The sequence below is a fragment of the Streptomyces sp. NPDC033177 genome (genome assembly GCF_055577715.1).
Genome location: NZ_JBVIPS010000006.1, coordinates 86,124 through 112,381 on the forward strand (window position 1 = coordinate 86,124; position 26,258 = coordinate 112,381).

The 26,258-nt window shown below is 70.1% G+C and carries 22 protein-coding genes, 1 tRNA gene and 1 riboswitch; of the genes, 9 read left to right on the forward strand and 14 right to left on the reverse strand.

What is annotated here, in order from left to right; genetic code table 11:
• Window positions 1-8: 8 nt before the first annotated feature.
• On the forward strand, window positions 9-434 hold the full coding sequence (locus ACZ5U5_RS21425) for a hypothetical protein (RefSeq protein WP_469023962.1): 426 nt from the start codon (window positions 9-11) through the stop codon (window positions 432-434).
• Window positions 435-507: 73 nt separating this feature from the next.
• Entirely contained in the window at window positions 508-1,293 is a 786-nt protein-coding gene (locus ACZ5U5_RS21430; RefSeq protein WP_469023965.1) for a phosphodiesterase, read from the forward strand.
• 276 nt (window positions 1,294-1,569) lie between these two features.
• Here ACZ5U5_RS21430 and ACZ5U5_RS21435 read toward each other — a convergent pair whose 3' ends face one another.
• Entirely contained in the window at window positions 1,570-2,961 is a 1,392-nt protein-coding gene (locus ACZ5U5_RS21435; RefSeq protein ID WP_469023967.1) for a cystathionine beta-synthase, read from the reverse strand.
• 149 nt (window positions 2,962-3,110) lie between these two features.
• Between ACZ5U5_RS21435 and ACZ5U5_RS21440 the strand changes: the two genes are divergently transcribed.
• The 3 genes from ACZ5U5_RS21440 to ACZ5U5_RS21450 all read left to right on the forward strand — a co-directional run bounded on the left by ACZ5U5_RS21440 (window position 3,111) and on the right by ACZ5U5_RS21450 (window position 7,029).
• Window positions 3,111-4,133, forward strand: a complete 1,023-nt coding sequence (locus tag ACZ5U5_RS21440) for an SGNH/GDSL hydrolase family protein (protein ID WP_469023969.1) — start codon at window positions 3,111-3,113, stop codon at window positions 4,131-4,133.
• Window positions 4,134-4,717: 584 nt separating this feature from the next.
• Window positions 4,718-5,938: an acetyl-CoA C-acetyltransferase gene (locus tag ACZ5U5_RS21445; RefSeq protein ID WP_469023972.1), complete on the forward strand. Its 1,221-nt coding sequence runs from the start codon at window positions 4,718-4,720 to the stop codon at window positions 5,936-5,938.
• A gap of 233 nt (window positions 5,939-6,171) precedes the next feature.
• Entirely contained in the window at window positions 6,172-7,029 is an 858-nt protein-coding gene (locus tag ACZ5U5_RS21450; RefSeq protein ID WP_469023974.1) for a hypothetical protein, read from the forward strand.
• A 42-nt stretch (window positions 7,030-7,071) separates the two neighbouring features.
• On the opposite strand, the gene ACZ5U5_RS21455 is transcribed toward ACZ5U5_RS21450, so the two are convergent.
• Window positions 7,072-7,383, reverse strand: coding sequence for a hypothetical protein (locus ACZ5U5_RS21455; protein WP_249589487.1), 312 nt, complete (start codon window positions 7,381-7,383; stop codon window positions 7,072-7,074).
• Window positions 7,384-7,485: 102 nt separating this feature from the next.
• Here ACZ5U5_RS21455 and ACZ5U5_RS21460 point away from each other — a divergent pair, with 102 nt between their 5' ends.
• Window positions 7,486-7,716: a DUF4287 domain-containing protein gene (locus ACZ5U5_RS21460; protein ID WP_361832622.1), complete on the forward strand. Its 231-nt coding sequence runs from the start codon at window positions 7,486-7,488 to the stop codon at window positions 7,714-7,716.
• A gap of 89 nt (window positions 7,717-7,805) precedes the next feature.
• On the opposite strand, the gene ACZ5U5_RS21465 is transcribed toward ACZ5U5_RS21460, so the two are convergent.
• The 3 genes from ACZ5U5_RS21465 to ACZ5U5_RS21475 all read right to left on the reverse strand — a co-directional run bounded on the left by ACZ5U5_RS21465 (window position 7,806) and on the right by ACZ5U5_RS21475 (window position 11,422).
• Window positions 7,806-8,720, reverse strand: a complete 915-nt coding sequence (locus ACZ5U5_RS21465; RefSeq protein WP_451221218.1) for a Bax inhibitor-1/YccA family protein — start codon at window positions 8,718-8,720, stop codon at window positions 7,806-7,808.
• A 66-nt stretch (window positions 8,721-8,786) separates the two neighbouring features.
• A complete protein-coding gene (locus ACZ5U5_RS21470) occupies window positions 8,787-10,184 on the reverse strand; it encodes an MFS transporter (RefSeq protein WP_469023978.1) in 1,398 nt (465 codons plus the stop codon).
• A gap of 59 nt (window positions 10,185-10,243) precedes the next feature.
• Entirely contained in the window at window positions 10,244-11,422 is a 1,179-nt protein-coding gene (locus tag ACZ5U5_RS21475) for a 4-hydroxybenzoate 3-monooxygenase (RefSeq protein WP_469023980.1), read from the reverse strand.
• 159 nt (window positions 11,423-11,581) lie between these two features.
• Here ACZ5U5_RS21475 and ACZ5U5_RS21480 point away from each other — a divergent pair, with 159 nt between their 5' ends.
• Complete coding sequence (locus ACZ5U5_RS21480) at window positions 11,582-13,219, forward strand: IclR family transcriptional regulator domain-containing protein (protein ID WP_469023982.1); 1,638 nt, start codon at window positions 11,582-11,584, stop codon at window positions 13,217-13,219.
• Window positions 13,220-13,242: 23 nt separating this feature from the next.
• Here ACZ5U5_RS21480 and ACZ5U5_RS21485 read toward each other — a convergent pair.
• Window positions 13,243-13,325, reverse strand: a tRNA-Leu gene (locus ACZ5U5_RS21485).
• Window positions 13,326-13,713: 388 nt separating this feature from the next.
• On the opposite strand from ACZ5U5_RS21485, the gene ACZ5U5_RS21490 reads away from it, so the two are divergent.
• Both ACZ5U5_RS21490 and ACZ5U5_RS21495 read left to right on the forward strand, forming a co-directional pair.
• Entirely contained in the window at window positions 13,714-14,484 is a 771-nt protein-coding gene (locus ACZ5U5_RS21490) for an ABC transporter ATP-binding protein (protein WP_344523294.1), read from the forward strand.
• A 109-nt stretch (window positions 14,485-14,593) separates the two neighbouring features.
• On the forward strand, window positions 14,594-17,101 hold the full coding sequence (locus tag ACZ5U5_RS21495; protein ID WP_469023985.1) for an ABC transporter permease: 2,508 nt from the start codon (window positions 14,594-14,596) through the stop codon (window positions 17,099-17,101).
• A 67-nt stretch (window positions 17,102-17,168) separates the two neighbouring features.
• Here ACZ5U5_RS21495 and ACZ5U5_RS21500 read toward each other — a convergent pair whose 3' ends face one another.
• The 8 genes from ACZ5U5_RS21500 to ACZ5U5_RS21535 all read right to left on the reverse strand — a co-directional run bounded on the left by ACZ5U5_RS21500 (window position 17,169) and on the right by ACZ5U5_RS21535 (window position 26,258).
• Window positions 17,169-18,464 (reverse strand): class I SAM-dependent methyltransferase, encoded by a 1,296-nt coding sequence (locus ACZ5U5_RS21500; protein ID WP_469023987.1) that lies wholly within the window; start codon window positions 18,462-18,464, stop codon window positions 17,169-17,171.
• Between the two features lie 201 nt (window positions 18,465-18,665).
• Window positions 18,666-20,069, reverse strand: coding sequence for an NAD(P)/FAD-dependent oxidoreductase (locus tag ACZ5U5_RS21505; protein ID WP_363211678.1), 1,404 nt, complete (start codon window positions 20,067-20,069; stop codon window positions 18,666-18,668).
• Between the two features lie 398 nt (window positions 20,070-20,467).
• Window positions 20,468-21,394 (reverse strand): Ppx/GppA phosphatase family protein, encoded by a 927-nt coding sequence (locus ACZ5U5_RS21510; RefSeq protein WP_469023990.1) that lies wholly within the window; start codon window positions 21,392-21,394, stop codon window positions 20,468-20,470.
• Window positions 21,391-21,933 (reverse strand): DUF501 domain-containing protein, encoded by a 543-nt coding sequence (locus ACZ5U5_RS21515; RefSeq protein WP_469023992.1) that lies wholly within the window; start codon window positions 21,931-21,933, stop codon window positions 21,391-21,393. The genes ACZ5U5_RS21510 and ACZ5U5_RS21515 overlap by 4 nt, the downstream gene beginning before the upstream one ends.
• A gap of 64 nt (window positions 21,934-21,997) precedes the next feature.
• Window positions 21,998-22,480, reverse strand: coding sequence for an FtsB family cell division protein (locus tag ACZ5U5_RS21520; protein WP_469023994.1), 483 nt, complete (start codon window positions 22,478-22,480; stop codon window positions 21,998-22,000).
• Between the two features lie 101 nt (window positions 22,481-22,581).
• Complete coding sequence (gene eno, locus ACZ5U5_RS21525) at window positions 22,582-23,862, reverse strand: phosphopyruvate hydratase (RefSeq protein ID WP_190083504.1); 1,281 nt, start codon at window positions 23,860-23,862, stop codon at window positions 22,582-22,584.
• Window positions 23,863-24,174: 312 nt separating this feature from the next.
• Window positions 24,175-24,879 (reverse strand): transglycosylase family protein, encoded by a 705-nt coding sequence (locus tag ACZ5U5_RS21530; protein WP_469023996.1) that lies wholly within the window; start codon window positions 24,877-24,879, stop codon window positions 24,175-24,177.
• Window positions 24,880-24,882: 3 nt separating this feature from the next.
• Window positions 24,883-25,077, reverse strand: a riboswitch (cyclic di-AMP (ydaO/yuaA leader).
• Between the two features lie 182 nt (window positions 25,078-25,259).
• Window positions 25,260-26,258, reverse strand: a complete 999-nt coding sequence (locus ACZ5U5_RS21535) for a LysM peptidoglycan-binding domain-containing protein (protein ID WP_469023998.1) — start codon at window positions 26,256-26,258, stop codon at window positions 25,260-25,262.

A 26,258-nucleotide genomic window follows, 5' to 3' on the forward strand; every position in this document is an offset into this window, starting at 1 on the left:
AAAAGACTATGGAAGCCCGTGACGCCGAACTCAAAAAGGAACTCGACGCCACTCTGCACGCCCGCAGAGAGCTAGGCGAAGAGTATGAGTCCGCGCTGGTCGAATCGTTCCTCGGGAAGGTCGAGCAGCGCCTGGACGGCACCATCGACCGGCGGATGCGCCGGCACATGGCCGAGCAGCAGATGGTCGTGGCCCGCGGATCCCGCGCGCCGAACGGCCCCGTGGACTCCTGGGGCGAGCGCTTCGGGTTCGGCATCGTCTCGCTGATCCTCGCGATCCCCCTCTCGGCGATCGGCGTGGTCAACGCCGACCTGCCGGGCCTGTTCGTCACCTGGGGCGGCATCGTCGGCGTGAACGCGGTGCATTCGATGCGGGGCATGAGCTTCGGACGCGGCAAGGACCGCGGCCGGAAGTCGGAGTGGGACGACGACTGAGGCGCGTGCCGCGGGATTCTGCTGACAGCAGGACCGGTGGCGCGGAGCCCCGCCCGAGACGGACCGTTCCCTCATGACCACGTCCGTCGCACACCTCAGTGACCCGCACCTCACCACCGGCCCGTTGGCGTCCGAACCAGCGGCGGGACTGCGCCGCGCGCTCGCCCGGGTCCTGGCCCTCGAACCCCGGCCCACCTGCGTCGTCATCACCGGCGACCTGACGGAACACGGCCGCCCCGACGAGTACGGGCAACTGCGTGAACTCATCGCGGGTTTCCCGCTGCCCCTGCACCTGACGACCGGCAACCACGACGACCCCGCCGCTTTGGTCAAGGCGTTCGGCGGCGAGCCGCAGCTCGGCGGCACACACAGCACGCACTACTCCGTCGAGTACGCCGGCCTGACCCTGATCGCCCTGGACACGAAGGTGCCGGGAGCTCCGCACGGCACGCTGGGCGAGGCCCAACTCACGTGGCTCGACGAGATGTTGGCGGGCCGCCCCGGGGTCCCCGCCCTGGTCTGTCTGCACCACCCGCCGGCGGACATCGGCATCCCGTACCTGGACGGCATGCGCCTCACGGACAGCGAGGCCCTGGCGGAGATCATCTCCCGTCACCCGCACGTGGCGCGCGTCCTGGCGGGCCACGTCCACCGCCCGACCAGTGGGGCCTACGCGGGCACGACCCTGTCGACCGCGCCCTCCACCTGGCTCCAGAGCGCCCTCGCCCTGAGCCCGGACCGCCCCATGGGCTACGCCCCCGAGCCGACGGCATTCCAGCTCCACGTGCGAACACCCACCGGCTGGACCACACACACGGCAGCGGTGAGCCATGCGGCGGCGCAGATCCAGGGGTACTGAACGTATACGGAGTTCGTGCGCGGGGACCGCCGCACCCCCGGTTTCCCAGGGGGCGGGACGACGGCGGTCCCCGCGAGGGACATGGGCCGGGTCAGGACCGGGTCCACGTCCGGGCGTTCAGAGGTCCGGGAGCCGCTCCGGAGTTCCTGTACGCCGACAACCACCAATGTGCCGCAGGCGTGTTAAGCGGGTGCTGCGCGGACGTGACGCGCTCGTACCACTTCCGCGAAGTTCGTCCCACGCCGCACCGCACGCGGCTCGCGGCACGCCCGGCGGCTACTGGCCCTGCTGCTCCGCGAGGAAGGCAAGCAGGTCCTGACGGCTCACCACACCGGTCGGCTTGCCCTCGACCAGGACGATCGCCGCGTCGGCCCTGCCGAGCACCGACATCAGGTCGGCGACCGGTTCGCCGGAGCCGACCTGCGGCAGCGGGTCCGACATGTGCTTCTCCAGCGGGTCACCGAGCGAGGCTCGCTGCGCGAACAGCGCGTCCAGGAGTTCGCGTTCGACGACGGAGCCGATGACCTCCGCGGCCATCACGTCCGGGTGGCCCGCGCCCGGCTTGACGATGGGCATCTGCGAGACGCCGTACTCCCGCAGTACCTCGATGGCCTCGCCGACCGTCTCCTCCGGGTGCATGTGGACGAGTGAGGGCAGCTCGCCACCCTCCTTGCGGCGCAGTACGTCACCGACACGAGGCGCGTCGCCCGGCTGCTCCAGGAACCCGTAGTCGTTCATCCACTCGTCGCTGAAGATCTTGCTCATGTAGCCGCGGCCGGAGTCGGGCAGCAGCACGACCACGACGTCGTCGGGCCCGAGCCGCTCGGCGACGCGCAGCGCCGCCACGACGGCCATCCCACAGGACCCGCCGACGAGCAGCCCCTCTTCCTTGGCGAGCCGCCGCGTCATCTGGAAGGAGTCCTTGTCGGACACCGCGATGATCTCGTCGGTCACGTTCCGGTCGTACGCCGTCGGCCAGAAGTCCTCGCCGACACCCTCGACGAGGTAGGGGCGCCCGGAGCCGCCGGAGTACACGGACCCCTCGGGGTCGGCGCCGACGACCGTCACGCCCCCCTCGGAGATCTCCTTGAGGTACCCGCCCGTCCCGGAGATGGTGCCGCCGGTCCCGATGCCGGTCACGAAATGGGTGATCTTCCCTTCCGTCTGCTCCCACAGCTCAGGGCCGGTGGAGTGGTAGTGCGAAAGGGGGTTGTTCGGGTTGCTGTACTGGTCGGGCTTCCAGGCGCCGGGCGTCTCGCGCACCAGGCGGTCGGAGACGTTGTAGTACGAGTCCGGGTGCTCGGGATCGACGGCGGTAGGGCAGACGACCACGTCGGCGCCGTACGCCCGCAGCACATTGATCTTGTCGAGCGACACCTTGTCAGGGCACACGAAGATGCACTTGTAGCCCTTCTGCTGGGCCACGATGGCGAGGCCGACCCCGGTGTTGCCGGAGGTGGGCTCGACGATGGTGCCGCCGGGCTTCAGCTCGCCGCTCTGTTCGGCCGCCTCGATCATGCGCAGCGCGATGCGGTCCTTCACGGAACCGCCGGGGTTGAAGTACTCGACCTTGGCCAGGACGGTCGCCTGAATGCCCGTGGTCACGTTGTTGAGCCTCACCAGCGGGGTGTTGCCGACGAGACTGATCATCGAGTCGTGGAATTGCACCGTTGTCTCCGGGCTGCGATGTAGTGCGACGAATGGGTGTCGTCAGCCTAAGGGTCCCGTTCAGTCGTTCACCTCCGCTTGCGATTGGCCGACCGTCCTTACGGGGCAATGAGTTGATGTAGGGCGGTACGAGGAGGTGGCTGCAGAGCATGTCGAGGGCGAGGGTGGCGCGGCGGATCGCGGCGGGCGCGGCTTATGGCGGCGGAGGTATCGGGCTGCTCGGAGCGGCGGCCGTCGGAGTGGTCCTCGCGGAGGTCCAGCTGGCGAAGCGGTCCGTCGGGAACAGCGGGGAGCATCCGGCTCCCCCGCGGGCGGACGGGCGGTACGGCTGGGGTTACGCGGACCGGCCGGACGGGGCGGAGCCCTTGCGGTTCGCGATGCTCGGCGATTCGACGGCGGCGGGGCAGGGTGTGTACCGGGCCAGGCAGACGCCCGCCGCGCTGCTCGCGGCGGGGCTCGCGGCGGTGGCCGAGCGGCCGGTGGAGCTGCGGAACGTGGCGTTGCCGGGGGCCCAGTCGGACGACCTGGACCGCCAGGTGACGGTGCTCCTCTCCGATCTTTCGTCCTGGGTGCCGGACGTCTGCGTCGTGATGATCGGCGCGAACGACGTGACGCACCGGATGCCGGCGACGCGGTCCGTACGCCTTCTGTCGTCGGCGGTGCGGAGGCTGCGGACGGCGGGGGCGGAGGTGGTGGTCGGGACCTGCCCCGACCTGGGGACGGTCGAGAACGTCTACCAGCCCCTGCGCTGGATGGCACGCCGGGTCTCGCGCCAGCTGGCCGCGGCGCAGACGATCGGGGTGGTCGAACAGGGCGGCCGCACGGTCTCACTCGGGGACCTGCTCGGCCCCGAGTTCCTGGCGAACCCCCGGGAGCTGTTCGGTCCCGACAACTACCACCCCTCCGCGGAGGGGTACGCGACCGCGGCGATGGCGGTGCTGCCGACGCTGTGCGCCTCGCTGGGCCTGTGGCCTGAGGAGGAGCGCCCCGACGTGTCCCGCCGGGAGGGTTTCCTGCCGGTGGCGCGGGCTGCCGCGCAGGCCGCCTCGGAGGGCGGCACGGAGGTCGCCGCGGCGATGCCGACAGGGCCCCGAGGCCCCTGGGCCCTCATCAAACGCCGACGCCGCCGCCGCATCCACCCCACCCCGGACCCGTCCCCGCTGCCGCGATAGCCCTGCGGGGCGGGAGGGTGGACGGGGACGGCCTGCCACCAGGCCGGTGGGACGACGCGGGCCGCTCCGCGGCGGATCTCTCCTACCCACCCACCCGATCACCCCGCATCCCCCCTGACCGAACAAGCTTTCCCGCCCACCCACCCGTTCGCCCGGGAGCGACCCAGCGGACGAGCAAAACGCCCGCCGCGCGGCGGGCGGGTGGGTGGGTAAGGTGCGCTTCCGGGCAAGCGGGTGGGTCAGCGAGGGACACTCACGCCGCATAGCGGGGCGAGCGGGACCCGGTGCCGCACGTGGACGAGCGCGACCCCCGGCAAGCGGGCGGGACCCGGTGCACTGCCGGGTGAACGGGTGGGTGGGAAGGAAACCCCGCAGCGGCGGCCTGCCCGAGGCACCGGTCAAGGCGCCCCGCCAGACTGAGCAAGCGCTTAGGAAAATGCGGCCCGCATCACAGTCCCCGGCCGATGACTGACCGCAGTACGTGCAGGTAACTTCCCAGGGAGTCCTGAGAACCCCGAGCCCGTCAGCCAACCGCGCCCCGCACCACTTCCGCCCGGGGCGCCCCCGCCAGTAGGAGTGCCGTGATGCCCGAAGCCGTGATCGTCTCCGCCGCCCGCACCCCGATCGGCCGCGCCTTCAAGGGCTCCCTGAAGGATCTGCGCCCCGACGACCTGACCGCCACGATCATCGAGGCCGCCCTCGCCAAGGTCCCCGAGCTCGACCCGAAGCTCATCGACGACCTGATGCTCGGCTGTGGTCTGCCGGGTGGCGAGCAGGGGCACAACCTCGGCCGCATCGTCGCCGTACAGATGGGCATGGACCACCTGCCGGGCTGCACCATCACCCGGTACTGCTCCTCCTCCCTGCAGACCTCCCGCATGGCCCTGCACGCCATCAAGGCCGGGGAGGGCGACGTCTTCATCTCCGCCGGCGTGGAGATGGTGTCCCGCAGCGTGAAGGGGTCCAGCGACGGGCTCCCGGACACCCACAACCCCCTCTTCGCCGACGCCGAGGCCCGTACCGAGGCCGTGTCCAAGACCGAGGGCTCCACCTGGCACGACCCCCGCGAGGACGGCCTGATCCCGGACGCCTACATCGCGATGGGGCAGACCGCCGAGAACCTGGCCCGCGCCAAGGGCGTCACCCGCCGGGACATGGACGAGTTCGGCGTCCGCTCCCAGAACCTCGCCGAGGAAGCCATCAAGAACGGCTTCTGGGAGCGCGAGATCACCCCCGTGACGACCCCTGACGGCACCGTCGTCAGCAAGGACGACGGGCCCCGCGCCGGCGTCACCCTCGAAGGCGTCGAGGGCCTCAAGCCCGTCTTCCGCCCCGACGGCCTCGTCACCGCGGGCAACTGCTGCCCGCTCAACGACGGCGCCGCCGCCCTCGTGATCATGAGCGACACCAAGGCCCGCGAGCTCGGCCTGACCCCGCTGGCCCGCATCGTCTCCACCGGCGTCACCGGCCTCTCCCCCGAGATCATGGGCCTCGGCCCGGTCGAGGCGTCCAAGCAGGCCCTGTCCCGCGCCGGTCTCACCGTCGACGACATCGACCTCTTCGAGATCAACGAGGCCTTCGCCGCCCAGGTGATCCCCTCCTACCGCGACCTGAACATCCCGCTCGACAAGCTGAACGTCAACGGCGGCGCCATCGCGGTCGGCCACCCCTTCGGCATGACCGGCGCCCGCATCACCGGCACCCTCATCAACAGCCTCCAGTTCCACGACAAGCAGTTCGGTCTGGAGACGATGTGCGTCGGCGGCGGCCAGGGCATGGCCATGGTCATCGAGCGCCTCAGCTGACCCTCTGAGCCCCGCGAATCCCTCACGTCTCCATTGATTCGTGACTCAATCTCCCCCAGGATGTGACCTATCTCCTGGGGGAGATGCATATGCCCAGCTCAGAGCCCGTCTGTGGATAAACACCGGGCCGAAAGACCTGTCCAATTCGTGACGTAATGCACTGACAGGTGGATCGTGCAGGCTTCAAGCTGATGTAGGAAGTCGGGGGTCGACTTGAAACCGGGAGTACGTCAGTGAGCGCTCTGCCTATTGCCTTGCTGCTCTCCACGGCCGCTGCCACGGCCGTGGGTGCCGCCGCCCTGCACGCCGTGCACGGGCTGCGGAAGCAGCTTGCCGAAATCACCGCCCTGCGCACCGAGCTGGTCCATGGCCGCTCGGCGACCGCGCACGCCACCGTGCCCGCCGCCCGCACCACCGCGGACACCGATGAGATACGCACGGCTGTCGCCGAGGCTCTCGCCGAGGAGCGGGAGCGCGAGCTGGCCGAGGCGCGGGCCTTCTGGGCCGCCCAGGAAGCCCGTGACGCCTCGGACGCGCCCTCCCTGCTGAGCGGCCTGCCCGGCCTCTCCGACATGGCCGACGAGCTGTTCCTGCCCCGCCAGGCGGACCTCGCAGGGCTGGAGTCGGACAGCCTGGAGCCGGTCATCGAGCCGTACGCCGACCCGGCCGACGAGTTCGCCGGGGGCACCTCCCTGGACGGAGTTTTCGGGGGAGACTCCCCCGAGCTGGCCGCGGCCCGCCGCCGCCACCCCTCGCACCCGGACTTCGTGCCGGTCCAGTCGCCCGTCAACGGCGACCACGAGCGCACTGTCGCCTGTCTTGAGGAACTGGCCGACGCCCGCACGGCGCTCGCCGACGTCCGGCCCGGCCCGCTCGGCACGCTGGACGTCTACGTCTTCGCCGACGGCACGACGCTCTGCATGACCCCGGGCCACCGCGAGACCGCGGAGCTGCTCGCCGACGCCCTGCGCGACGGCCACACCCCGGTCCTGCTCGGCGGCTCCGGAGTCTCCGGCGCCTACGCACTGACCTTCGAGTGCGGCACCGAGAACGTCTACATCCTGGCCGACCGCGTCATCGCGTCGGTCTGACCGGAGCGGCCCCGGCGAGCGCCGGGGTCGGCCCACACCCCGTCACACCCCGGCGCGCTTCTGCGCCTTCTCCACGAGCGTCAGCGCCTCCGCGAGCTGACCGGAATCCTCCAGCACGAGGGCCAGATCCCGCCCCGCCACCGTGATCTGGTCGGCCGCCGCGAACATCCCGGCGTCCGGCATCTCCCGCGGCTCCGCGTCCGGCACCTCGATCCGCTGCGCCCACGCCGCCAGTTCCCTGGCCAGAGCCAGCGCCTCGGTCGCCGCCCCCCGCTGCAGGCGGCTCTGCGGGGCGGCCCGCAAACGGTCGGCGAATTGGTCCACTGCGGCCGTCAAAGGCGTCGTATCAAGCACCCGGCGACCTTATGCGCCCGGGCGGGACTGTTGCCAACGCCCCAACGCTCAGGCACGGTGTCGTGAAGGACGGAACACATCGCGACGCGTCCGGAGGCGCCGATGTCACAAGTCTTCTCCGAGGAGACCCACCGCAACCTGATCGCCCGAATCCCCCACTGCACCGGTCGTGAGATCTCCGACTGGATCCGCGCCGTGGACGAAGGCCCTTCTCTCTTCCGCTTCGAGGAGAAGGTCAGCTGGCTCCGCGCGGAGCACAACCTGGCTTATGGGCACGCCAAGGCAATCATTCACGAGTACGACTTGCGCCGGGCCGCGCGCAAGCTGCTCTGACTCCCCCTGTTCCCTCACCCAACCTCACACAACGGCGAAGGGCCCCGCGGAACATGCGTTCCGCGGGGCCCTTCGTCGAGTCAGGCGCGTCAGTCGTTGCCCTGCAGGATGGCGATCAGACGCAGGAACTCGAGGTAGATCCAGACGAGCGTCATCGTCAGACCGAACGCCGCGAGCCAGGCCTCTTCCTTCGGCGCGCCGTACGCGATGCCGTCCTCGACCTGCTTGAAGTCCAGGGCCAGGAAGCACGCGCCGAGCAGGATGCCGACGATGCCGAAGACGATGCCGAGGCCGCCGCTGCGGAAGCCGAGGCCGTCACCGCCGCCGAAGACCATGAACAGCAGGTTCACGGCGGTAAGCAGCAGGAAGCCCATCGCCGCGGCCATCACGAAGCCGTAGAAGCGACGGTTGACGCGGATCCAGCCCGCCTTGTAGGCGATCAGGACACCGGCGAAGACGGCCATCGTGCCGAGCACGGCCTGCATGGCCGCGCCGTCCGCGATGCGGTTGTCGACGACGCTGGAGACGACGCCGAGGAAGACACCTTCCAGGGCGGCGTACGTCAGGATCAGCGCGGGCGAGGCCTTGCGCTTGAAGGCCTGCACCAGGCCGAGCACCATCGCGACGAGGCCTGCGCCGATCGCGATGCCGTACGACTTGCTGATGTTGGCGTCGTCCACCGGCAGCAGTGCCCAGGCGAGCGCCGCCGTGACCAGGAGCGTGCCGAGCGTGGTGGCCGTACGCAGGACGACGTCGTCCATCGTCATGCGGCCTGCGGTGGTTACGGGCGCCTGGGGGGCGCCGTGCTGCAGGTCCTGCTGGGCGTACGGGTTCGTCGCGTACGGATTGGTGGGCGCCTGCTGGCCGGCACCCGCGTACGGGTTGCCCTGCTGGGTCTGCGTCCCGACGGCGGGTCCCCCGGCCTGCGGCTGCGTGCCGAAGCCCGCGTAGCCGTTGTCGCGGCTGAACCCCCGTCGCGAGAAGACCGGGTTACTGCTCCTCATTTCACTCCTCCATGGCCACCGAGCGTGGCTTTGGGTCAAGAGTAATGCGTAGGCAAAAGGAAGACCCTAGTGCTTGGGGAGGATCTTTCCCTCCTTGTGACCAAGAACGTCCGGCCCAGTGCTCTCTGTTCCCGGTGAGACGGGCAATACTCCCTCGTCGGCCGGGGTGCGGCGGCTGCGCCGGACGAGTGGCACCAGCGAGATCGCGACGGCTCCGAGGACGGCGGCCACGGCGAACGTGGTGAATCCGAGGGACGCGTTTCCGCCGGAGACGACAGCGCCTCCCAGCCACGGTCCGACGACCGCACCCGTACGCCCGACGCCGGTGATCCAGCCGAGCCCGGTGGCGCGCTGGGCGGGCGTGTAGACGGACGGGGCGGAGGCGTAGACCATCACCTGCGCCGAGAAGAGCCAGATGCCGGTGACGAAGACGACTCCGTACGCGACACCGAGGGGCAGCTCCGCCTTGAGCAGGAAGGCGCCGCAGGCGGTGAGCAGGAACCAGATCGCGGAGATCCGCACGGCGCCGAACTTGTCCGCCATCCGCCCCGCGACGAGCATGCCGACGATGCCGCCCGCGTTGATCACCATGAGGAAGGTGACGGAGGAGGAGAGGGAGTAGCCGGAGGCGCGCATCAGCTCGGGGAGCCAGGTGGAGACCCCGTAGACCAGGAGCAGACCGGCGAAGGAAGCGAGCCACAGGAGCGGGGTCGCGAACCGCTGCCCGGGGCCGAAGAGCGAGGCGACGGCGGCGAAGCGTCCCTTGGCGCCCGCCTCGGGGGCTTCGGCGAGTGTCGGGGACGGCAGCAGGTACCGGGCGGCGACGGCCTCCGCCTCGCTCGTGCGGCCCTTGGCGAGCAGCACACCGGGCGATTCGGGCAGCCACTTCAGTACGAGGGGGATGGCGACGGCGGCGGGGATGACGCCCGCCCAGAAGACGACGCGCCAGCCGTGGTCGGGCCCGAGCCAGAGTCCGAGGCCCGTGGCCGCCATGCCACCCGCGTGGTACGAGGTCATCATCAGGCCGGTGGCGAGTGCGGCCCTGCGCGGCGGCGCGAACTCGGCGACGATCGCGAGGCTGATCGGCATCAGGCCGCCGAGCCCGAGCCCGGCGATGAAACGGCCGCCTCCGAAGACGGCGGCGGTGGGCGCGAGCGCGCAGATCGCGGAGCCCAGGGAGAACAGCGCGACGCTGCCCGTGACCATCGGCTTGCGGCCGATCCAGTCGGTGAGCGTGCCGCAGCCGAGGGCGCCGATCAGCATGCCGAAGGTGGTCCAGGAGCCGATGGTGCCGGCGGTCGACGTGGTGAAGCCGAAGTCCTTGTCGTCGATGAGGTGCGGCATCACGGCGCCGTAGATGTTGACGTCCATGCCGTCGAAGAAGACGACGAGCCAGCACAGGGCTATGACGGGGGCGACGGATCTGAAGGTCCGCTGGGGTGCGGCGGCTTGGGGAGCGGTCACGGGGCTCTCACTTCTTTGTGGGACCTGGTGGGGACGGGGGTTTCGCGGCGGGGGGGGGATCAGTCGAGCGAGAATCCGGTGTAGCTCTCGGCGAGGTCGGTCTCGGCCGAGCGAGCGGTGGTGATGCGGTCCAGCTGAGCGAGCTGGATGCGGTCGTCGAAGGGGGTGGCTTCGGGGGCGCGGTGCAGCATCGTGGTCAGGGCGTACGAGAAGCGCTCGGCCTGCCAGACGCGGCGCAGGCAGGTCGCCGAGTAGGACTCCAGGCGGGCGTCGGAGCCGGTCTCGCGGTACTCGACGAGCGCGCGGGCGAAGGTGACGACGTCGCCGACGGCGAGGTTGAGGCCCTTGGCGCCGGTGGGCGGGACGATGTGGGCGGCGTCCCCGGCGAGGAAGACGCGTCCGTGCCGCATGGGCTCGTGGACGTGACTGCGCATGGGGGTGACGGACTTGGAGGTGATGGGCCCGCGCTTCAGGGTCCAGGCGGGGTCGTCCGTCTCCAGGCGGCGGTCGAGTTCGTCCCAGATCTCCTCGTCGCCCCAGTCGGCGGCGTCCGTGCCCGCGGGGACTTGGAGGTACGCGCGCGTGACGGTCGGCGACCTCATGGAGAGCAGCGCGAAGCCGCGGTCGTGGCGGGCGTAGACCAGTTCGTCGTGCGAGGGCGGTACGTCGGCGAGGATGCCGAGCCAGCCGAAGGGGTACGTCCGCTCGAAGACCCGGGAGACGTCGGCGGGTACCGCCTTGCGGGCCACGCCCCAGGAGCCGTCGCAACCCACCACGTAGTCGCATTCCAGGACGTCCTCGCGGCCCTGGTGACGGAAGCGGACACGCGGGTTCTCGGTCTCGGCGCCCTCCACGGCGAGCGCCTCCGCCTCGAACAGCAGCGGGCCGCCCGCGGCGAGCTGGAGGGCTATGAGGTCCTTGCAGACCTCGGTCTGGGCGTAGACCATCACGGACCGGCCGCCGGTCAGCGCGGGGAAGTCGACGCGGTGCCTGCGGCGGTCGAAGCGCAGCTCGATGCCGTCGTGCGGGATGCCCTCGCGGTCCATGCGGGCGGCGGCGCCCGCCTCGCGCAGGACGTCGACGGTGCCCTGTTCCAGGATTCCGGCGCGCTGGCGCTGTTCGACGTAGGCGCGGTCGCGGGTCTCCAGGACGACGGAATCGATGCCCGCGTTGTGCAGCAGGCGGGCGAGGAGCAGGCCCGCCGGTCCGGCTCCGATGATTCCGACGGTGGTGCGCATCGGCCGACCCCTCCACTTGTTCGACGATTGGCAAGACACTGGGCACTAGTTCGCCTGGTGAACTTTCGTTCATAATGTGCTGACGGGAGTCTCCGACCGGACCCAGCGCCTGTCAACGGTTGCGAGGCACCCGATTTCCACCGTGCGAGGAGCGAGACCATGCCGGAAGAGTCCGTACGCCCCCTTCAGCGCGGTCTCGCGGTGCTTCGCGCCCTCGCGGTCGCCGAACAGGTCAGGGCGGGCGACCTCGTGCGCGCGACCGGCCTGGCCCGCTCGACGGTGGACCGGGTGGTGGCGACCCTGGTCCGCCTCGGCCACGTACGCGAGCACGGCCAGGAACTCCACCTCACGCCCCGCCTGATGGAACTCGGCAACGCCTACCTGGCGGCGAGCGGCCTGAGCGGCGAGGTCGCGGCGCGTACCGCCCGGCTCGCGGACGAGCTGGACGAGTCGGTGTCCCTCGCGGTGCCGGACGGCGACGGCGTCCGCTTCGTCACGCAGGCGGCGCGGCGCCGCGCGATGTCGGTGGCCTTCCGCATCGGCGATCTGCTCCCCGCCGAGCGGTGCGCGCCGGGCGCGCTGTTCGCCGCCGAGTGGGACGAGGCGGCGTGGGCGGGGTGGCGGGCACGCGTGGCAGCCGACCCCGGGGGTCACGCCTTCCCCGCGCTGCCGCCCGGCCCCGCATCCACGCCCCCGGACCTCGCGGACCGGGTGGAACGCTCGCGCGCGACGGGCTGGGCGCTCGACGACCAGCTGATCGAGCCGGGCCTGATCGCGACGGCGGTCCCGGTGCGCGACGCGGCGGGCCGCCCGCGGTACGCCCTGTCCGCGGTGAGCCACACCAGCAGGCACACGGCGCAAGGCCTGGCGGAGCTCGTGTTGCCACGACTGCACGAGGAGGCGGCGCACCTGGAAACCCTGCCGACGGCCGCCCCGCCTTACACAGAAGGGGAGTTGACGCCGGATCAGCCGCTGGACACGGTCGACGCCAAGGCCGAACTCGGCCCCGGCTTCCTCCAGTCGCTCGCCCGCGGCCTCGCCGTCCTGCGCGCTCTCGGCCTGGCCCACGGCGACGGCCTGCCGCTCACCGCGATCGCCGCCGCCACCGGCCTGCCACGGGCCACCGCGCGCCGCTGCCTGCACACGCTGGAACTGGAGGGGTACGCGGCGCACGACGGCCGCCTCTACCGCCCGCTCCCCCGCATCCTGGAACTCGGCTACGCCCGCCTGTCCCGCCTCGGCTTCGCCGACATCGCCGAGCCGCATCTGCGCCAACTGACCGACTGTGTACACCAGTCGGCGTCGGTGACGGTGCTCGACGGCACGGACATCCTGTACGTGGCACGCGCGGCGACGGTCCGCGTCATGAGCGTCTACATCACGCTCGGCACGCGCTTCCCCGCCTACCCCACGGCCATGGGCCGGGTGCTGCTCGCCGGACTCCCCCAGGAGGACCGCGAGCGCCTCCTGAAGGCCGCCCCGCCCCGCCCCCTCACCCACCGCACGGTCACCGACCCGACGGCCCTGCACCGCATCCTGAACCGCACCGCGGCCGACGGCCACGCCACCGCGGACGAGGAACTGGAGGAGGGCCTGCGCTCGGTCGCCGTACCGATCAAGAACGCGGAAGGACGCGTGATCGCCGCCCTGAACGTGGCGCAGCACGCGGGCACGGCGCCGCTGGAGGAAACCGTCGGGGCGCTGCTTCCCGCACTGCGCGAGACGGCGGCGGCGATCGAGGCGGACCTGCACACGGCGGCACGCTTCAACGGCGCGCTGATGCCTTGGCGCACGTAACCCGCCGAGGCCTTGGCGGGAGGTGCCCGGAGCCGGACTTGAACCGGCACGCCCGCGAGGGGCAGCGAGGTTTAAGCTCGCCGTGTCTGCATTCCACCATCCGGGCAGGCCATGGGCTCCGCATCAAGTGATTCGACCCTATCGGGAGGCGTCCCTCGAACAGCGGAACAACAGCCCGATGTTGTCTTATTTTATTGACGTCTGAGGGTGCATCAGCCACCGGTACGGCCCATCGGTACATGCCGCAGGCCCTTCCACCGTTCTGCGGCCTCCGGGACGGAATGACGGAATTTAGCCGCCTGCGCGGGCGTGCGCGGGTCACTGGCGAGTGCTACCTGCGTCAGGGGCCGGGGTCATCCCCAGGTATGACACCGGCTCCCGGAGTCCGACTGCAGAGGGCCATCGGAACCGGAACAGCGGCTGACTACATGGCGCGGATCGGCCAGCACGATGGAGTACGTCCCCACTCGTCGTCCCGACAGGAGCACCACCCCGTGACCACCACCCCCTTCGCCGCCCGCAGCACCGCGGTGGCCGCACGCGCCACGGACCTCTCCAAGGTGTACGGACAGGGCGAGACCCAGGTGGTCGCCCTGGACCATGTCTCCGTCGACTTCCGGCAGGGTGAGTTCACCGCGATCATGGGCCCCTCGGGCTCCGGCAAGTCGACCCTGATGCACTGTGTCGCGGGGCTCGACAGCTTCAGCGGCGGCTCCGTGCGGATCGGCGAGACCGAGCTCTCCACCCTCAAGGACAAGCAGCTCACCAAGCTCCGCCGGGACAAGATCGGCTTCATCTTCCAGGCCTTCAACCTGCTGCCGACGCTGACGGCCCTGGAGAACATCACGCTGCCGATGGACATCGCGGGCCGCAAGCCCGACAAGCAGTGGCTGGAGCAGGTCATCTCGATGGTCGGCCTGGCCGGGCGCCTCTCCCACCGGCCCACCGAGCTCTCCGGCGGCCAGCAGCAGCGCGTCGCCGTGGCCCGCGCACTCGCCTCGCAGCCCGACATCATCTTCGGTGACGAGCCGACCGGAAACCTGGACTCGCGCTCGGGCGCCGAGGTCCTGGGCTTCCTGCGCAACTCCGTGCGGGAGCTGGGCCAGACCGTCGTCATGGTCACCCACGACCCGGTGGCCGCGGCGTACGCGGATCGCGTGATCTTCCTCGCCGACGGGCGGATCGTCGACGAGATGCTCTCGCCGACGGCGGACGGCGTCCTTGACCGGATGAAGGACTTCGACGCGAAGGGGAGGACCAGCTAAGCGCCGTACGACGTCCGTAGGCGCTGCCTGCGGGTACGTCGTGGCTGGTCGCGCAGTTCTCCGCGCCCCTTCGGGGCCCTCCCTCTCTCCCCCACCAGGACTCACACCCATGTTCCGTACCGCCCTGCGCAACGTGCTCGCGCACAAGGCGAGGCTGTTGATGACGGTGCTCGCCGTCATGCTCGGCGTCGCCTTCGTCTCCGGCACCCTCGTCTTCACCGACACCTTCGGCAACGCCTACAAGAACAAGTCGGCCAAGAGCTTCGACCACGTCTCCGTCGCCATCCAGCCGTGGGGCGGCGAGGAGGACGAGACCAAGCAGAAGCCGCGCCTGACCGACTCCCTGCTCAAGAAGGCGGACGGCCTGCCCGGAGCCGACTCCGCGATCGCCGGCGTCACCGGCTTCACCGCGCTCGCCGACAAGGACGGCAAGCTGGTGGGCGGCGAGTGGGGCACCTCGGGCGCCAACTACTTCCCGGGCAAGGACGGCAAGGACCCGCGCTACGACTTCACCAAGGGCGCCGCCCCGAAGTCCGCCGGTGACATCGCCCTCGACTCCCGCACCGCCGAGCGCACCGGATACAAGGTCGGCGACACGGTCCGCTACTCCACCGACGGGCCGGTGAAGACGGCGAAGATCAGCGGTGTCTTCGACACCGAGGACGGCAGCGTCCTGGCGGGCGGCAGCCTGGCGGTGTTCGACAACGACACCGCGCTCAAGGTCCTCGGCAAGACCGAGTACGACGAGATCGACGTGAAGGCCGCCGCGGGCACCTCCGAGACGGCGCTCAAGAGCTCGATCGACAAGATCCTCCCGAAGGACTCCAAGGCCCTGACCGGCGCCGAGCTCAAGTCCGACCAGGACGACATGATCGAGCAGCAGACCAGCTCGATGAGCCAGGTGCTGCTGATCTTCGCCGGCATCGCGCTCTTCGTCGGCATCTTCATCATCGCCAACACCTTCACCATGCTGGTCGCCCAGCGCACCAAGGAGCTCGCGCTCATGCGCGCCGTCGGCGCCTCGCGCCGTCAGGTGACGCGCTCCGTGCTCATCGAGGCGTTCATCGTGGGTCTGGTGGCCGCCGTGACCGGCTTCGCGCTCGGCATCGGCGTGGCCCTCGGCCTGGAGTCCCTGATGAACTCCGCGGGCGCCTCGCTGCCCGACGGGCCGATCATCATCGCCCCGACCACCATCGTCGTCGCCCTGATCATCGGTGTGGTCGTCACCATGCTGGCCGCCTGGCTGCCGGGCCGCCGCGCCGCGAAGATCCCGCCGGTCGCCGCGATGAACAGCGTCCACGCGACGCCGACCACGCGCGGTCTCGTCGTGCGCAACACCATCGGCTCGATCATCGTCGCCATCGGCACGGTCATGATGTTCATGGACGACAACTACGTGATGTCCGGCGGCGCAGCGACGATCCTCGTCGGCGTCATCGTCCTCACACCGCTCCTGTCGCGCCCGTTCATCGCCGCGTCGGCCCCGCTCCTGAAGCCCTTCGGCGTCCCGGGCAAACTGTCCCGGCTCAACTCGGTGCGCAACCCGCGCCGCACGGCCTCCACCGCCGCGGCCCTGATGATCGGTCTGACCCTCATCACCGCGATGACGGTGGTCGCGACCTCCATGAGCAGCGCCATCAACAAGATGGCGGCGGACTCCCTGAAGGCCGACTACACCGTCTCCATGGCGAACTACGAGCCGCTGACCCCCGAGGTCCGTCAGAAGCTGGACAAGCTGTCCGACGTCGAGGCGAGCAGCCCGCTGCGCACCACCTACGGCGAGCTCGACGGCTCGTACGGCCAGGTCACCGGCGTCGACGAGAAGGACTTCGGCACGGTGGCGAGCCTGGACTTCACCAGCGGCTCGCTCGCGGGTCTGAAGGGAGACTCCACGCTCCTGGACAAGAAGACCGCGGACAAGAAGGGCCTCAAGACCGGCGACACCGTCCCGGTGACGTTCGACGACGACAAAACGGTCAAGCTGAGGATCGCCGGCATCTACGAACAGAACGAGATGATCGACGGCCTGTTCACGCCGCTCGCCGTGGTCGACCCGCACATGTCCAAGATCACCGACCAGCAGGTCCTGGTGAAGATGAAGGACGGCGTCTCCGACGCGTCCGAGGACTCCATCGTCAAGGCCCTCGGTGACAACCCGGCCATCAAGATCCAGGACAAGGACGCGATCAGCAACGAGATCGGTGGCGCGATCAACATGATGCTGAACATGCTCTACGGCCTCCTGGCGATGGCCATCCTGATCGCGGTGCTCGGCGTCATCAACACCCTGGCCATGTCGGTCTTCGAGCGGAAGCACGAGATCGGCATGCTGCGGGCCATCGGCCTGGACCGCGCGAAGGTCAAGCAGATGGTGCGCCTGGAGGCGGTCATCATCTCCCTGTTCGGCGCGTTGCTCGGCATCGGCCTCGGCCTCTTCATGGGCTGGGTCGCGGGCAACAGCATCTCCGGCACGCTGAAGACGTACTCCATGGAGATCCCGCTCGGCCGTATCGCGATCTTCCTCTGCATCGCGGGCCTGGTCGGCGTCCTCGCGGCGGTGTGGCCGGCCCGCAGCGCGGCCAAGCTGAACCCGCTGATGGCGATCAAGGCCGAGTAGCACCGGCCGGTACGTGAACGAGCGGGGCCCCGGTCGATAGCCGCCCGGGGCCCCGCTCGTCTGCGTCCTACTGCCAGGCGCGGGCCCGCAGCGGCATCCCGGAGGTGCCCGCCTCCGGGGTCCTCACCGCGAGGACCTGGTTGACGCCAATGCGGTTGCGCTCGAAGGAGAGCGCGGAGGCCGCCATGTAGAGGCGCCAGATGCGGGCGCGGCCCGGCGAGGTGAGCCGCTGGCCCTCCTTCCAGCGGGCCTCCAGGTTGGCGACCCAGCGGCGCAGGGTGAGGGCGTAGTGCTCGCGGATCGCCTCCACGTCACGCACCTCGAACCCGGCGCGCTCCAGCTGCGCGACGGTGGACCCCACGGGGGCGAGCTCGCCCCCGGGGAAGACGTAGGCGTCGATGAAGTCGTCGACCTCGTACGTCGACTCGTCGGCCTGCGGGCGGCGCGCGATCTGGTGGTTGAGGAGCCGGCCGCCGGGCTTCAGGAGGGCGTGCAGATCCTGCGCGTACTCCAAGTACCTCTCGGCCCCGACGTGTTCGGCCATGCCGATGGAGGAGATGGCGTCGTACGGACCGTCGCGCACGTCGCGGTAGTCCTGCACGCGGATCTCGACCCGATCGGTCAGGCCCTCCTCCGCGATGCGCTTCCTGGCGTACGCGGCCTGCTCCTGGGAGAGCGTGACGCCGACGACGGTGACGCCGTGCTCGCGGGCCGCGTGGATCGCCATGGAGCCCCAGCCGCAGCCGACGTCGAGCAGGCGCATGCCGGGCTTCAGCGCGAGCTTGCGGGAGATGAGTTCGAGCTTGTCGCGCTGGGCGTCCTCCAGGGTGCCGTCGGGCGACTCCCAGTAGGCGCACGAGTAGACCATCGAGGGGCCGAGCACCAGCTCGTAGAAGTCGTTGCCCACGTCGTAGTGGTGGCTGATGGCCTGGCGGTCGCTGCGCTTGGTGTGCAGGTGCAGACGACCGCGTCCGCGCATCTCCTCCGGCGGCGGGGCGGGCGGCAGGAAGGGCGCGGCGAGACCGACCAGGGTGCGGGCGGCGGCGCGGAAACTCGGGTCGCGCAGGGACTCCCTCAGGCTCTTGGCGTCCTCGTCGCGCTCCCAGATGAACCCGGCGAGCCGTTCGAGCGCGGCGTACAGATCGCCCTCGACGTCCAGGTCCCCGGCCACCCAGGCGCGGGCCAGGCCCAGCTCGCCCGGCTTCCACATCAGGCGGCGCAGGGCGCGGCGGCTGCGTACGACGAGGATGGGGGCACCCGGCGGGCCTGCTTCCGAACCGTCCCAGGCACGAATGCGCACGGGGAGCGGGGCTCCCAGCAGTTGTTCGGCGAGGCTCTCAAGCCGCAGTGCGGCGTGTGGCATGGTGCACACCTCCGTGATGGCGATCCGGGACAGCTCAACACCACGTAAACACCAACAGGTCTCTTGCGCAGTCCCGTTGCCGCGTCACGGATCGGCAAAATAAGTGTAAGCACCATGTATACGGGGGCGGGAAAAACCCGAGGGGGCCGCCCGCACCACGGATGGCGGGCGACCCCCTCGGGGCTGTTCAGTGACCGGAGGTCAGGAGGCCTTGGCCTTCTCCTCGGCCTTGACGGCCGGGGCCTCGGCCTTGGCCGCTGCGGGCTTCGGCGCGGGCTTGGCGGCCTCGTAGAACTCCTCGCGCGGCGTCTCCATGGCGCCCAGCGAGACGACCTCACGCTTGAGGAAGACCGCGAGCGTCCAGTCCGCGAAGACACGGATCTTGCGGTTGAACGTCGGCATCGCCATGCCGTGGTACGCGCGGTGCATGTACCAGGCGAGACGGCCCTTGAGCTTGATCTTCATCTTGCCCATGACGATCATCGCGACGCCCTTGTGCAGGCCGAGACCGGCGACCGCACCCTTGTTGGCGTGGCTGTACTCCTTCTGCGGGAAGCCCCGCATGCCGGAGATCACGTTGTCGCCGAGCACCTTGGCCTGACGCAGCGCGTGCTGGGCGTTCGGCGGGCACCAGGCGTTCTCGTTGCCGGCCTTGCGGCCGACCATGTCCGGGACCTGGGCGTTGTCGCCCGCGGCCCAGATGTAGTCGGTGCCCTGGACCTGGAGGGTCGTCTGGGTGTCGACGTGGCCACGGGGGCCGAGCGGCAGACCGAAGCGGGCGAGCGCCGGGTTCGGCTTGACGCCGGCGGTCCACACGATGGTGCTGGAGTCGACCTCGAGGCCGTTGTTGAGCACCACGTGGCCGTCCACGCAGGAGTCCATGCCGGTCTTGAGGTAGACCTCGACACCGCGGCCCTCGAGGTGCTCCTTGCCGTACTGGCCGAGCTTCGGGCCGACCTCGGGGAGGATCTTGTCCGCGACGTCGACGAGCACGAAGCGCATGTCCTCGCGCTTCACGTTGTTGTAGTACTTGGCCGCGTCGCGGGCCATGTCCTCGACCTCACCGATGGTCTCCGCACCCGCGAAGCCACCGCCGACGAAGACGAAGGTCAGCGCCTTGCGGCGGACGTCCTCGTCCGTCGTGGAGTCAGCCTTGTCCAGCTGCTCGAGGACGTGGTTGCGCAGGCCGATGGCCTCCTCGATGCCCTTCATGCCGATGCCCTGCTCGGCGAGGCCGGGGATCGGGAAGGTGCGGGAGACCGCGCCCATCGCGATGACCAGGTAGTCGAAAGGCAGCTCGTACGCCTCGCCCACGAGGGGGGCGATCGTGGCGACCTTGCGGTCCTGATCGATGGTGGTGACCCGGCCGGTCAGAACTTCCGCCTTGGGCAGCACGCGTCGCAGCGGGACGACGACGTGCCGAGGCGAAATGCTGCCGGCGGCGGCTTCGGGGAGGAAGGGCTGGTAGGTCATGTACGACCGGGGGTCGACGACCGTGACGGTCGCCTCTCCGTAGCGCATCTTCTTGAGAATGCGCCGAGCTGCGTACAGGCCTACGTACCCACCGCCTACTACGAGGATCCTGGGACGCTCCGTGGTGCTCATGCCATCGAGTATCCACCTGCCCGGCAGGGGTCGCTCGTGCGCCCCTTCACAAGCATGGGGGGACCCTCTGCTATAGTTCGCCGCCCACGTGACGCAGGCCATAGAGCCCCAGGGGAACCACGGGATGACCCGGGACGTTGTGCACCCCTTGTGAGCTGCCGCTCTGGCCCCTCAAGCACAGTGGACCACTCGACGGACCCACCCTCCGGACCCCCTCCCGAACCTTCACTGTCGTGGGTCGCGGGGCCCTCTCGGGTCACTTTTAGGGGTCCGGAACCCCTGAACATCGACCAACCGAGCCGATTTCCTTGTGAAGAACTTCACGAACTTTCCCGACGGCATGTCGCCGAGGGCCCTTCCGGGCCCCTCGACAGCCGCTCAGACGCTACATGAGGCGCTCAGGCGATCGACCAGCCGATGCCGTCGAGGATGTCGTGCTCGCTGACGACGACCTCCCCGGCACCGGCCCTTTCCATGATCGAAAGGAGTACGAGGGCGCCCGCCACGATGACGTCCACGCGCCCCGGATGCATCACCGGGATCGCGGCCCGCTCGTCGTGCGTGGCCCCGGCCAGACGGCCGACGATCTCGCTCACCTGCTCGTAGGAGACACGGGAGTGGTGGATCGCCGCGGAGTCGTACGCATCGAGGCCGAGCGCGATGGCGGACACCGTCGTCACCGAGCCCGCGAGACCGACCAGGGTGCGGGCCTCGCGGATCGGCACCGTCTCCTCGGCGAGGTCGAGCGCGGCCGCGATGTCGGCGCGGACGGCGGCCAGTTCGGCGAGCGCGGGCGGGTCGCTGCGGATGTGCCGTTCCGTGAGGCGCACGCAGCCGATGTCGACGGAGCGTGCGGCGCGGACGGTGTCGTCGCCGACGACGAACTCCGTGGAGCCGCCGCCGATGTCGACGACGAGGTAGGGCTTGGCGAGGTGGTCGCTGCCCGTCAGCTCCTTCGTCGCCCCCGTGAAGGAGAACTCGGCCTCCTGGTCACCGCTGATGACCTCCGGCTCGACGCCGAGGATGTCCAGGACCCCGCGGACGAAGTCGTCGCGGTTCTCGGCGTCGCGGGAGGCGGAGGTCGCCACGAAGCGGACGCGCTCGGCGCCGTGCGCCTTGATGGCCTCGGCGTACTCGCGGCACGCGGCGAAGGTCCGCTCCAGGGCCTCCGGGGCCAGGCGGCCCGTCTTGTCCACGCCCTGGCCGAGGCGCACGATCGTCATCCTGCGGTCCAGGTCGACGAGTTCACCGGTCAGCGGGTCGGCGTCCGCCACGAGCAGGCGGATGGAGTTCGTGCCGCAGTCGATCGCGGCGACGCGGGTCATGCGCTCTCCCCCGCGGGCTCACCCTCCGCAAGGGACACGCACGCCCCCTTGCGCCACCACTCCGGGAGCATCGCGATCGCCTCGTCGCCCAGCGGGTTCACGCCGGGGCCCGCGGCCAGGGAGTGGCCGACCAGGACGTGCAGGCACTTCACGCGGTCCGGCATGCCGCCCGCGCTCGGGAAGCCTTCAAGGACCTCGATGGCGTCACGGCGCGCGATGTAGTCCTCATGCGCCTTGCGGTAGGCGGCAGCGAGCTCGGGGTCCGTCTTCAGCCGCTCCGACATCTCCTTCATGACGCCGTTGGCCTCAAGAGTGCCGATCGCGGACGCGGCCCGCGGGCACGTCAGGTAGTACGTCGTCGGGAACGGCGTCCCGTCGGGAAGCCGCGGCGCCGTCTCGACGACGTCCGGCTGCCCGCACGGGCAGCGGTGGGCGATGGCCCGCAGGCCGCGCGGCGGGCGGCCGAGCTGCTGCTTGAATGCCTCGACGTCGGCGTCGGTGGGCTCGGTGCGCGGGGTGGTCGGCGGGGGCGTTTCCATGCCTGTCTTTCGATCGGTTCCGTAGAAGTTCTGTGGGGCTCGGTCGTCGGAAGCCTGGTGGGGCTCAGTCGTCGTCGGCCGGGCGGTCCGCCTTGTCGACGCCGTCCCAGACGTTCGAGTACCAGGGCCTGGCGGCGGCTCCCTGGTCGGTGCGCTGCTTCTTCGCCGCCTCGGGGTCGACCACCGTGTAGCCGGTCTCGCCCGGCATCACGTAGTGCAGCCGGTCCCGGATGCGCTGCTCCGCGTACGCGTCGTCACGCCAGCGGGCCTTCTCGTCCTTCAGCCTCTCGACGTGCTCGCGGCGCTCGGCCTGCTCCTTGCGCTGGTCGGCGATCTCCGCGCGCTGGGAGACGTACTGCCTTATCGGGTAGGCGAGCGCGACGACCAGCGAGCACAGCACGAGCGCGAGGAGCGCGGCGCGTCCCGTGAGCCGGGAGCGGCGCGCCTGGCGCTTGGTCTGGGAGCGGTAGACACGCTCCGCGGTCTGCTCGCCGAGCAGCCGCAGCCTGGTCGCGGTGGAGAACCGGTCGCGGTCCTTCACGGCCATGTGTGCCGCCTCCCCGATACGTACGAACGTCCCCGCACACGGTACGGGACCGAGTACGGGGACGTACGTATCTACTCAGCGGAGCCGGAGCTCGCCGTTGTTCAGCCCTTGAAGCGCGGGAACGCCGAACGGCCCGCGTACACCGCGGCGTCGTCCAGGATCTCCTCGATGCGCAGGAGCTGGTTGTACTTGGCGACGCGCTCGGAGCGGGCCGGGGCGCCGGTCTTGATCTGGCCGCAGTTGGTGGCGACGGCGAGGTCGGCGATGGTGACGTCCTCGGTCTCGCCGGAGCGGTGCGACATCATGCACTTGAAGCCGCTGCGCTGCGCCATCTCGACGGCGTCGAGGGTCTCGGTCAGCGAGCCGATCTGGTTGACCTTCACCAGGAGGGCGTTGGCCGACTTCTCCTCGATGCCACGGGCGAGGCGCTCGGGGTTGGTGACGAACAGGTCGTCGCCGACGAGCTGGACCTTGTCGCCGAGCTTCTCGGTGATGACGTTCCAGCCGGCCCAGTCGTCCTCGAACAGCGGGTCCTCGATGGAGACGAGGGGGTACGAGGCGACGAGCTCCTCGTAGTACTCGGTCATCTCGGCGGCCGAGCGGGACTTGCCCTCGAAGTCGTACGAGCCGTCCTTGTAGAACTCGGACGCGGCGACGTCGAGCGCGAGCGCGATCTGCTCGCCGGGGACGTAACCGGCCTGCTTGATGGCCTCGAGGATGAGGTCGAGCGCGGCGCGGTTGGAGTCCAGGTTCGGGGCGAAGCCGCCCTCGTCGCCCAGGCCGGTGGAGAGGCCCTTGTCCTTCAGGACCTTCTTCAGCGTGTGGTAGACCTCGGTGCCCCAGCGCAGGGCCTCGGAGAACGACTCGGCGCCGATCGGCGCGATCATGAACTCCTGGATGTCGACGTTCGAGTCGGCGTGCGACCCGCCGTTCAGGATGTTCATCATCGGAACGGGCAGCAGGTGCGCGTTCGGGCCGCCGAGGTAGCGGAAGAGCGGGAGGTCGGAGGCCTCCGACGCGGCGTGCGCGACGGCGAGCGAGACGCCGAGGATGGCGTTGGCGCCGAGCGAGCCCTTGTTGTCGGTGGCGTCGAGGTCGAACATCGCCTGGTCGATCAGGCGCTGCTCGGTCGCGTCGTACCCGACGAGCTCCGGGCCGATCTGCTCGATGACGGCGAGGACGGCCTTCTCCACGCCCTTGCCCATGTAACGGTTGGGGTCACCGTCACGGAGTTCGATGGCCTCGAAAGCACCGGTGGACGCACCGGACGGAACGGCGGCACGACCCGTGCTGCCGTCGTCGAGGCCGACCTCGACCTCGACCGTGGGGTTGCCTCGGGAGTCCAGGATTTCCCGGGCTACGACGACGTCGATGGACGGCACGAGCATCTCCTTCTGGGATGTGACGCGGGTACGCGGGGCGTTGGCCTCGCGGACACGAGCCTAACCGGCTCCCGGACAAGAGCCAGCCGAGCGACCGTCCTGTGGACAAACCGAGAGCAAAAAGTTTCCGAACGGAACAAACATAACCCCGCCCCGGTGCGTACGGGGGATACGCGCACCGGGGCGGGGTGGACCGGAGGACGGGGGCCGCCCCTCAAGGGGCGCGGGGCTATGACATATGCGGCTCCGCCGCGTGGGCGCGACAAGCCACGACGCACCCGCAGGCAAAAGACCAGCGAGGCGCCGCCAGACCTAGCTCAGGTGGAGCTGCTGGCCCGGGAAGATCATGTCGGCGTTCTCGATGATGTCGCCGTTGAGCTTGTACACCTTGTGCCAGCCGCCCTTGACGTCCTCCGCCTTGGCGATCTTGGAGAGGGTGTCACCCTTCTTGACCTTGTACTCGCCGTCGCCCTTCTTGACCGTCTCGCCGGTCGGGGTCTCGACGGTCTTCTTGGACTCGGTCTTCGGGGCCTCGGCCTTGGGAGCGGCCTGCTGCGGCTGCTCGGTCTGCGGCGTGGGCTGGCTCTTGGGCTGCTCCTGGGTCTGCTGCGGGGCGCTCTCCTGCGCACCGCCACCCTCGTTGGAGGCGCCCGAGAGGCCGACGCCGCAGCTCGGCCAGGCACCCTTGCCCTGACCCGCGAGGACCTTCTCGCCGATCTCGATCTGCTGGGCCTTGGAGGCCTTGTCGGCGGTGGGCGCGTACTTCGTGCCGCCGTACGCGGCCCAGGTGGACGACGAGAACTGCAGGCCGCCCGTGTAGCCGTTGCCGGTGTTGATCGACCAGTTGCCGCCCGACTCGCACTGGGCGACGGCGTCCCACTCGGAGTTCGTGGCGGCGGAGGCCTGGCCGGCCGCCATCAGCGGGGCTGCGACCGCGACACCGGTGACGCCGGCGAGCGTGGCGACACGGGTGGCCTTGGACGGGCGGCGGTGCTTGCCCTTGCTGGAAAACAGCATGAGTGATCCCCTCACCGACGCCTGCGAGGTGAGCTGTCGGGTTCGGGCCGATGAAGTTGCCCGGCCGCACTTCCTGAGTGCGACTTAACCCCTAGCCGTTCCCGTCCGTCTCCCCGCCTCGCTCTCGCGAGGCCGTTCAACGGCCGGGCCCGGCGCAAACCTTGGGTCCCCCGCTCCTGCCTACGGCGCATTACGCGACGACTGTTCCCGAACGGCCGTTGGCAGGACTCGGCGTACCGACCGGCGGGGCCCGCTGTGGCGAGCGGTCACGACCGTAGTCATGCGATCGCCCGAATTTCAAAGACGATCAGGGCTTCTGAGACCCATGTCTCACTTGCGCCAATTGGGGCATCAGGCGCAAAGTGACTCGCCAACTACCCCTACTTTTCGCCCAAATCGAGGCTCTGACCGGGAAGGATGAGGTCGGGGTCGGAGCCGACCGACTTCTCGTTCTCGGCGTACAGCTCGGTCCACCCGCCCTGCAGCTCCAGGTCGTCGGCGATGACCGAGAGGCTGTCCCCGGAACGGACCGTGTACGTCCCGTCGGTGACGTCGTGCTCGCGCTCGTCGCCGCGCGAGGCGTGCCGGCCCGAACCCTCGCGGGCGGACCCTTCGGACGCCTCGTCGTCGGCACTATCGCCGCGGTGACGACCCTCGCTCTCACCGGTGGAGGGGGTGGGCGCTGGCGAAGTGGCGTCATCCTGCTCGGACTTGCCCGGCTCGCCGGACTTGGCCGAGTCGCCGGACTTGGCCGAGTCATCCGATGTGCCCGACTCGTCGTGATTCTTGTCTCGTGACGCGTCGTCGGTGTCCGGCTTCTCGGACGGCTCGGCACTGTCCGACGGGTCGGCGCTGTTCGAGGGGTCGGCCGACTCGCTCGGCGACGCGTCCGGCTCGTCCGACCCGCCCGGCTTCGACGATTCGCCGGACCCGGTCGATTCCGACGGCTCGTCAGAAGGAATGGTCGTGATCGGGGCGCCCGGGTCGACGTCGGCGGCGGCGCCGCCCTCGGTGAGGCCGGCGATCGGCGCGCAGCTCGGCCAGGCGTCGGGACCCTGGTCGTCGAGGACCTTCTCGGCCACGGAGATCTGCTGGGAACGGCTCGCCTGGTCGGCGCTCGGCGCGAAGTCGAGGCCGCCGTACTCCTCCCAGGTCTGCTGTGAGAGCTGGAGTCCGCCGTAGTAGCCGTTGCCCGCGTCCGCACTCCAGGATGCGCCGCTCTCGCACTCCGCGAGCTTGTCCCACGTGGCGGTGTCCGCCGCGCTCGCGCTGGTGGCGCCGAGCAGCGGGATGGCGATGGCCGACCCCGCCACTCCTGCCGCGACGATCAGGGCCGGGGCCTGGCGGGGGCGTCGGTGACGACCATTGCCGGAGAGCAT

Excerpts from the sequence above, each read along its gene's own strand:
- ACZ5U5_RS21425 (WP_469023962.1), top strand. The coding sequence starts at position 9 with ATGGAAGCCCGTGACGCCGAACTCAAAAAGGAACTCGACGCCACTCTG.
- ACZ5U5_RS21430 (WP_469023965.1), top strand. The coding sequence starts at position 508 with ATGACCACGTCCGTCGCACACCTCAGTGACCCGCACCTCACCACCGGC.
- ACZ5U5_RS21440 (WP_469023969.1), top strand. The coding sequence starts at position 3,111 with ATGTCGAGGGCGAGGGTGGCGCGGCGGATCGCGGCGGGCGCGGCTTAT.
- ACZ5U5_RS21445 (WP_469023972.1), top strand. The coding sequence starts at position 4,718 with ATGCCCGAAGCCGTGATCGTCTCCGCCGCCCGCACCCCGATCGGCCGC.
- ACZ5U5_RS21460 (WP_361832622.1), top strand. The coding sequence starts at position 7,486 with ATGTCACAAGTCTTCTCCGAGGAGACCCACCGCAACCTGATCGCCCGA.
- ACZ5U5_RS21465 (WP_451221218.1), bottom strand. The coding sequence starts at position 8,720 with ATGAGGAGCAGTAACCCGGTCTTCTCGCGACGGGGGTTCAGCCGCGAC.
- ACZ5U5_RS21475 (WP_469023980.1), bottom strand. The coding sequence starts at position 11,422 with ATGCGCACCACCGTCGGAATCATCGGAGCCGGACCGGCGGGCCTGCTC.
- ACZ5U5_RS21480 (WP_469023982.1), top strand. The coding sequence starts at position 11,582 with ATGCCGGAAGAGTCCGTACGCCCCCTTCAGCGCGGTCTCGCGGTGCTT.
- ACZ5U5_RS21495 (WP_469023985.1), top strand. The coding sequence starts at position 14,594 with ATGTTCCGTACCGCCCTGCGCAACGTGCTCGCGCACAAGGCGAGGCTG.
- ACZ5U5_RS21500 (WP_469023987.1), bottom strand. The coding sequence starts at position 18,464 with ATGCCACACGCCGCACTGCGGCTTGAGAGCCTCGCCGAACAACTGCTG.
- ACZ5U5_RS21505 (WP_363211678.1), bottom strand. The coding sequence starts at position 20,069 with ATGAGCACCACGGAGCGTCCCAGGATCCTCGTAGTAGGCGGTGGGTAC.
- ACZ5U5_RS21510 (WP_469023990.1), bottom strand. The coding sequence starts at position 21,394 with ATGACCCGCGTCGCCGCGATCGACTGCGGCACGAACTCCATCCGCCTG.
- ACZ5U5_RS21515 (WP_469023992.1), bottom strand. The coding sequence starts at position 21,933 with ATGGAAACGCCCCCGCCGACCACCCCGCGCACCGAGCCCACCGACGCC.
- ACZ5U5_RS21520 (WP_469023994.1), bottom strand. The coding sequence starts at position 22,480 with ATGGCCGTGAAGGACCGCGACCGGTTCTCCACCGCGACCAGGCTGCGG.
- ACZ5U5_RS21530 (WP_469023996.1), bottom strand. The coding sequence starts at position 24,879 with ATGCTGTTTTCCAGCAAGGGCAAGCACCGCCGCCCGTCCAAGGCCACC.
- ACZ5U5_RS21535 (WP_469023998.1), bottom strand. The coding sequence starts at position 26,258 with ATGCTCTCCGGCAATGGTCGTCACCGACGCCCCCGCCAGGCCCCGGCC.